The organism is Pseudomonas syringae group sp. J248-6 (assembly GCF_032586995.1).
Lineage (GTDB): Bacteria > Pseudomonadota > Gammaproteobacteria > Pseudomonadales > Pseudomonadaceae > Aquipseudomonas > Aquipseudomonas amygdali.
The window spans coordinates 19,642-27,110 of record NZ_JAWHOP010000038.1 but is presented as its reverse complement, the minus strand read 5'-3'; the positions used below and the strand labels follow the sequence as shown (position 1 = coordinate 27,110).

The following is a 7,469-nucleotide window of genomic DNA, read 5'->3' as shown; positions in this document are numbered from 1 at the left end:
GAATGCAGGCCGCCAAGGCAGCGTAGGTGGATAATTGTCCAACCTTCGGGGGTCATACCAGAGCGTGAGGAACGATCATCTCAACTATCGTGCCCAATGCTCTGCGCTTCTGCCCGAAGGGCGTGGGTGAGCTTGCTCACTCCCACAAAATATAGCCAAGAGTGCTCTGCGTCCGCCCCCAGGCTTAAATCGCCTTTTCGAAGATCTTCGAATTACGCTGGTAGTTGTACAGCGACGCGCGGGCGCTTGGCAGGCGGTCGACGCTGCTGGGCTCGAAGCCACGCTCACGGAACCAGTGCGCGGTACGGGTGGTGAGGACGAACAGGGTCTTGATACCCAGCGCTCTGGCGCGGTTTTCAATGCGCTCCAGCAACTCGTCCCCGCGCCCACCGTGGCGATATTCCGGATTGACGGCCAGGCATGCCAGTTCGCCTGACTCCGAGTCTGCAATCGGGTACAGCGCCGCGCAGGCAATGATCAGTCCTTCCCGCTCAACCACGCTGAACTGAGTGATCTCGCGCTCCAGCACTTCGCGGGAGCGACGTACCAGAATGCCCTGCTCTTCCAGCGGCGTGATCAGGTCCATCAAGCCGCCGACGTCCTCAATGGCCGCTTCGCGCACCAGCTCGAACTGCTCCTGCGCAACCAGCGTACCGCCACCGTCGCGGGTAAACAGCTCGGTCAGCAGTGCGCCATTCTCGGCATAGCTGACAATATGGCTGCGCGCCACGCCACCGCGGCAGGCCTCGGCCGCGGCATCGAGCAATTCAGCCTGATAGTTGGCGCCCAGACGCTGCAAGTGCGCAGGCACCTGTTGCGGACGCAGCTCGCGCACCAGTCGGCCCTGCTCGTCCAGCAACCCGGTTTCGGCACCGAACAGCAGCAGTTTGTCGGCAGCCAGATCAATGGCCGCGCGCGTGGCGACGTCTTCACAGGCCAGATTGAAAATCTCGCCGGTCGGTGAATAACCCAGCGGCGACAGCAGCACGATATGACGCTCATCCAGCAGGCGATTGATGCCCTTGCGGTCAACCCGACGCACTTCGCCGGTGTGCTGATAATCGACACCTTCCAGCACGCCGATAGGCCGCGCAGTTACCACGTTGCCACTGGTCACCCGCAGCCGCGAGCCCTGCATCGGTGAAGCAGCCATGTCCATCGACAGGCGCGCCTCGATCGAAATGCGTAGTTGACCCACAGCATCGATCACGCACTCCAGGGTTTCGGTATCGGTGATGCGCATGTCGCGATGGTAACGCGGCGTAATGCCGCGCTGGGCCAGACGGCTTTCGATCTGTGGGCGGGAACCGTGCACCAGCACCAGTCGCACACCCAGGCTGTGCAGCAGCACCAGGTCGTGGACGATATTGCCGAAATTAGGGTGCGCAACACCGTCGCCGGGCAGCATGACGACGAAGGTGCAATCACGGTGAGCATTGATATACGGAGACGCGTGGCGAAGCCAGTTGACGTATTCGGGCATGACAACAAGAGCCTGTAGAGAAAATGGACGAAGAGAAAAAGCACGCACAACGGTGTGGTGGTTATCGTCGGGACAGGCTTGGCAACACGCGCAATCTCCTTGTATTCAACGTTGGTAATACCGGGCTCACTGGGGAGTCAGGCAATAATGTTCGATCAATTGACGTAACAGACGCACTGTAGGGTCCAGACGTGACATTTCGAGGTATTCCCCCGGCTGATGCGCACAAGCGATATCGCCCGGGCCGAGCACCAGCGTTTCACAGCCAAGGCGCTGAAGATAAGGCGCTTCGGTACCGAATGCTACTGCTGCAGCCGTATGACCGGTCAGTCGTTCAGCAACGCGCACAAGTTCAGCGTCAGCAGCCTGTTCAAAGGGCGCACACTCGGGGAACAGCGGCGCATAGTCGATCTGTACCTGGTGCAGCTCGGCCAGCGGCTCAAGTTTATGGCGAATGGCTGCCCGAAGCACCTCAGGGTCCATGCCCGGCAATGGGCGCAGGTCGAATTCCAGCGAGCACTGGCCACATATCCGGTTCGGGTTGTCGCCACCATGAATGCAGCCCAGGTTCAGGGTCGGTTGCGGCACCGTGAACTGCGGGTTGCGGTATTGCGCCTGCCATTGCGTGCGCAGGCCCTTGAGTTCGCTGATCGCGTCGTGCATGGCCTCCAGCGCGCTGTGGCCAAGGCTCGGGTCTGAAGAATGGCCGCTGCGCCCGAGGATGTGGATGCGTTCCATCATTACGCCTTTGTGCAGGCGAATCGGCTTGAGCCCGGTCGGCTCGCCAATCACCGCCGCACGCCCCAGCGGACGTCCGGCCTCTGCCAATGCACGGGCACCAGCCATCGAGCTTTCTTCATCGCAGGTGGCGAGGATCAGCAGCGGCTGTTTGAACGGCTGATCGATAAGCCCACGCACCGCCTCGATGATCAGCGCAAAGAAGCCTTTCATGTCGCAGCTGCCCAGCCCGACCCAGCGGCCATCGACTTCGGTGAGCTTCAACGGGTCGGTTTTCCACAGCGCTTCGTCGAATGGCACGGTATCGCTGTGACCCGCCAGTACCAGACCGCCAGGGCCTGTTCCGTAGGTCGCCAGCAGATTGAACTTGCCGGGGGAAACCTGCTGGATGTCGCAGGCAAAACCCAGATCCCCGAGCCATCCGGCGAGCAGGTCAATGACAGGCCGGTTGGTCTGGTCCAGAGAAGGCTGCGTGCAGCTCACCGAGGGTGCGGCGATCAAGGCGGCGAACTGGTCTTTCATGGACGGCAACGGCATGGACGCTTCCTGTAATCAAGACGAAACACGGCCCATCATAGGGCCATAGCAACCCAGGAATAAACCGTTTCGGGCCATGTCCTGTACACTGACGGCCTTAGCAGCCGTTCAGTCATGGGCTGCGCTCCCGTTTATCAGTATCAGCGTTTGGATTCCCCCGGCCATGCAAAAAGAAACAGAAATCAAACTCCGCGTCAGCCGCGAGACCCTCGCTGCACTGCGCGAACACCCGTTGCTCAAGAAACGCAACAAGAGTGGCTGGGAGCGCCTTGAACTGTCGAACCAGTATTTCGATACCCCCGAGGGCGAGCTGGCACAGGCCAAAGTCGCCCTGCGCATCCGTCGCGATGGCGATCAGATCATCCAGACCATGAAGACGCGCGGGCAAAGTGTTGCCGGCCTGTCCGAGCGCAATGAATACAACTGGGATCTGAGCAAAGCCAAGCTCGACCTGAAAAAGCTCGAAGGCGATTGCTGGCCCGAGCAATTGGCCGGGCTGGACAAGAAAACCATCAAGCCGTTGTTCACCACCGATTTCATCCGTGAAAAGGCCGAAATTGCCTGGGGTCGTGGCAAGGCCAAAGTGGTGATCGAAGCTGCGTTGGACCTGGGCCAGGTGGTTGCGGGCAAGCAGAAGGAAGAAATCTGCGAGCTGGAGCTTGAGCTGCGCGAAGGCGAACCTGCCGCGCTGCTGGAACTGGCCGCCGAGCTGGCAGCGACGCTGCCGTTGATGCCGTGTGACATCAGCAAGGCGGAACGCGGTTATCGCTTGCTTGATGCCAGCAGTTACTCGCTGAGTCTGCCCGCGCCCGCCCTGAACGCTGAAACTCCGCTCGACGAGGCCTACTCGGCGCTGGCCTGGCACCTGCTGGGCAGCAGCCAGCGTCTGGCTGAGCAATACCGTTTCAACGGTCACTGGCGCTTGCTGCAGGACTGGGTCGAGATGCTCGCCGAGTTGCGTGCCCTGACCAGCAGCCTTGGCCAGGCCGCGCCACGTACCTCGACCGCGCAACTGCGTACCTCGCTGGACGCGTTGCTGGAGGACTGGCGCCCGCTGGTTCAGGCCGGGCAGGAAGATGCCGATGTACGCGGTGCCGCCCACGAGCAGTTTCTGGAAGAGTTGCAGGACACCCGTTGGGGCGAGTTCTCGCTGAACACTTCGCGCTGGTTGCTGGCGCGCAGCTGGACCACAGAGCGCAACACCCGCGGCAATCGTCAGGGCGCTGCGCTGTTGAGCAGCTGGCTGCCGCGCCTGCTGGGTGAAGAAGCTACTTCGCTGCAACTAAGCCGCTATCAGCAGCAACCGGAAGACCTGGCCGAACAACTACCGCGCATCGAGCGCATCCAGGCCTGGCTGCACTGGGCACGCGGCGCGCTGGACCTGCCGGAGCTGGACCGCCTGTACGGCGAACTACGCAAGCTGGAAGAGCTGGCCAATATGGACATCAGCGATGAAGTCCTTGATGCACGCGTGCAACAGGCAATCACCGTATTCCAGAGCCGCGCGTGGAAAACCCTGCTGCGCTTGTAAGGGCTGGATTTCGTGGCGTTGATTATCGTCCCCACGCTCTGCGTCCAGTCTTGAACATGTGGTGCGACGCAAACTTGTGACGCAGAGCGTCACGAACTGCATGCCAACGCGGAGCATTGGCACGATAGTCATCTTGATGCGTAGGTTTACTATCGTCCCCACGCTCCAGCGTGGGGACGCCGTTCTGGACGCTCCGCGTCCGATCTTGAGTGTGCGGCGCGGCGCAAACTTGTGACGCAGAGCGTCACGAACTGCATGCCAACGCGGAGCATTGGCACGATAGTCAAAAGCGCACCTCGGCATCCGGTATGAGTTCAGCCTCCCTGGCGCAGCAGCGGCAGGCTGGTGGTGGATTTGATCTCTGACAGCGCCACTGTCGAGTTCACTTCCTGGATGCCGGGCACCAGCGAGAGCTTTTCGAAGAAGAACCGCTCGTATGCCTCAATGTCCGGCGTCACGATGCGCAGCAGAAAATCCACCGACCCCATCAGTACATAGCACTCCAGCACCTCCGGGAAGCCACGAATCGCGTCGGTGAACTCGGTGAAGTTGGAGCGCCCGTGGGCGTTGAGTTTCACCTCGGCGAAGATCTGTGTGTTCAGGCCGATTTTCTTGCGATCCAGCAACGCAACCTGACGACGGATGACCCCCTCATCCTTGAGCCGCTGAATACGACGCCAACAAGGCGACTGCGAAAGCCCGACCTGCTCGGCAATCTGCGCGCTGGACAGCGACGAGTCCTCTTGCAGCAGCGCCAGAATCTTGCGGTCGTAAACGTCCAGCTCGATTTGCATAATTAATTTCCCGGCTTGGCTTTTTACGCATTAACTAGTCCAGGCAAGCCTAATCCAGATGATGATGGACCAGAAATTTCTTTTTCCGCATGTAAAGATTCTCCCACTGTTCTGGAGTATCCACATGCCTGACCTGGAAGCCGTTACCGCCCCTTTGCAGCGTCCCGACAACTGGTCATCCAGTAATGCGGCATGCTGTGCGCGCTACCAAATTGTCGCCGCAGCCGAGCCGGCGCTGCTCTGTCAGGTGCTGAACCTGTTTGCAATGCAGTACCTGATTCCCGACCAGCTCAGTGTGGCGCGCCGAGAGAAGACGCTGCTCATCGACCTGCAAGTTGCCAGCCTGAGCTGGCACAGAGCGCAGGTGATCGGCGAAAAAATGCGCAACCTGATCGATGTCTGCTCGGTGGAGGTCGAACAGGTCGACGTGCAGAACAGCCCACAAACACATGTGGCGCTGGCGACCGGCTGAATCAATTTAGCCGCTCCGGTAATTCCCGGTCGCATAGAACGAGTAACGCTGTCACGCTTGGCGTCTACTCTTGTTCATCGCCCAATGACGAATTGCCTCAAGGAGCGCACATGGCAGCCCTGGCCCCCTCTTCACAGGATCGCTGGCTTGATCTGAATGATGTGCTGCGAGATCTGGTTGCCGAAGGCTATCTCGGCCAGGACGACGCAGAAACGGCACTCACCCAGCGTCGCAGTGCGGTGAACATCCAGCTGCATCCTCTCGAATTTCTCGCTTCGCTGCAGTTTGACGACTTGAAGCGGCCTGGCAAGAAGCTCGACCTGGAAACCCTGACCGCTTGGCTGGCCAAAGCCTGTGGCCAGCCCTACATGCGCATCGACCCGCTGAAAATCAATGTGGCAGCCGTCACGCCATTGATGTCCTACGCCTTTGCCCAGCGCCACAAGATTCTGGCCGTGGCGGTTGACCGCGAGTCGGTGACCATCGCCAGCGCCCAACCCTACGTGCGCTCCTGGGAAGGCGATCTTGCGCATGTGCTCAAGCTGCAGATCAAGCGTGTGGTCGCCAACCCGACAGACATTCAACGCATGGCGATGGAGTTTTTCAGGCTGGCCAAGTCGGTCAGCGGTGCCAGCGCGTCCGATCAGAAAATGAGCAACATGGGCAACTTCGAACAGTTGCTCAAGCTTGGTGCCAGTGATCAGGAGCCGGACGCCAACGACGCGCACATCGTCAATATCGTCGACTGGCTGTTCCAGTACGCATTTCAGCAGCGCGCCAGCGATATTCATATCGAGCCGCGCCGCGAACAGGGCACCGTGCGGTTTCGCATCGACGGGGTGCTGCATAACGTTTACCAGTTTCCGGCGCAGGTGATCATGGCGATTGTCAGCCGCCTGAAAAGCCTTGGCCGGATGAACGTCGCTGAAAAACGTAAACCGCAGGACGGACGGGTCAAAACCACCACACCCGAGAATCGCGAAGTGGAGCTGCGCCTATCGACCCTGCCGACGGCGTTCGGCGAAAAGATGGTCATGCGGATCTTCGACCCCGAGGTGCTGCTCAAGGACTTCGACCAGTTGGGCTTTTCCAGTGATGATCTGCGTCGCTGGCAGGAAATGACCCGTCAGCCCAACGGCATCATCCTGGTCACTGGCCCGACCGGTTCGGGCAAGACCACCACGCTGTACACCACCCTCAAGAAACTGGCGACCTCCGAGGTCAACCTGTGCACCATCGAAGACCCCATCGAGATGGTCGAGCCGGCCTTCAACCAGATGCAGGTGCAGCACAACATTGATCTGAACTTTGCCGCTGGCGTGCGCGCCTTGATGCGACAAGACCCGGATATCATCATGATCGGCGAAATTCGCGACCTGGAGACGGCTGAAATGGCCATTCAGGCGGCACTCACCGGGCATTTGGTGCTGTCGACGCTGCACACCAACGATGCACCCAGCGCCATCAGTCGCATGCTCGAGCTGGGTGTGCCGCATTACCTGCTCAAGGCGACCATCCTTGGCGTCATGGCCCAGCGTCTGGTGCGGACCCTGTGTCCGCACTGCAAGGCACCGATCAATCTGAACGAAACCGACTGGCAAACCCTGACCCGCCCGTGGCAGGCCCCCGTACCGCCCGGCGCGCATCAGGCGGTCGGTTGTGTGGAATGTCGCGATACCGGCTATCGGGGCCGCGCCGGGGTTTACGAGATCATGGTCATGTCTGACAACATCAAGGCGTTGATTTCCGCGGACCTGGACCTGACCGCCATGCGTCGTCAGGCCTTTAAGGAAGGGACGCGCAGTTTGCGTCTGTCCGGCGCCCAGAAAGTCTCGGCAGGGCTTACTACACTTGAGGAAGTGCTGCGAGTGACACCGCAGAGCGAGCAACGCTGATCAGGGTTGAAAGCGTTGT

General features: G+C 60.2%; 6 protein-coding genes. 3 read left to right on the top strand and 3 right to left on the bottom strand.

Annotated features, from left to right (window positions below; translation table 11 throughout):
* Positions 1-184 precede the first annotated feature (184 nt).
* Positions 185-1,483 (bottom strand): amino-acid N-acetyltransferase, encoded by a 1,299-nt coding sequence (gene argA / locus RYC17_RS26545; RefSeq protein ID WP_002555672.1) that lies wholly within the window; start codon positions 1,481-1,483, stop codon positions 185-187.
* 126 nt (positions 1,484-1,609) lie between these two features.
* Entirely contained in the window at positions 1,610-2,758 is a 1,149-nt protein-coding gene (gene argE / locus RYC17_RS26540; RefSeq protein WP_058402746.1) for an acetylornithine deacetylase, read from the bottom strand.
* Positions 2,759-2,921: 163 nt separating this feature from the next.
* Here argE and RYC17_RS26535 point away from each other — a divergent pair, with 163 nt between their 5' ends.
* The gene (locus tag RYC17_RS26535; RefSeq protein ID WP_316904772.1) at positions 2,922-4,289 is read left to right on the top strand and encodes an inorganic triphosphatase; all 1,368 of its coding nucleotides are present in this window, start codon (positions 2,922-2,924) and stop codon (positions 4,287-4,289) included.
* 314 nt (positions 4,290-4,603) lie between these two features.
* Here the strand turns inward: RYC17_RS26535 and RYC17_RS26530 are convergent, their stop codons facing one another.
* On the bottom strand, positions 4,604-5,083 hold the full coding sequence (locus tag RYC17_RS26530; RefSeq protein WP_058402745.1) for an Lrp/AsnC family transcriptional regulator: 480 nt from the start codon (positions 5,081-5,083) through the stop codon (positions 4,604-4,606).
* A 124-nt stretch (positions 5,084-5,207) separates the two neighbouring features.
* Between RYC17_RS26530 and RYC17_RS26525 the strand changes: the two genes are divergently transcribed.
* The gene (locus RYC17_RS26525) at positions 5,208-5,555 is read left to right on the top strand and encodes a hypothetical protein (RefSeq protein ID WP_058402744.1); all 348 of its coding nucleotides are present in this window, start codon (positions 5,208-5,210) and stop codon (positions 5,553-5,555) included.
* Between the two features lie 110 nt (positions 5,556-5,665).
* A complete protein-coding gene (locus tag RYC17_RS26520; protein ID WP_058402743.1) occupies positions 5,666-7,450 on the top strand; it encodes a GspE/PulE family protein in 1,785 nt (594 codons plus the stop codon).
* Positions 7,451-7,469 lie beyond the last annotated feature (19 nt).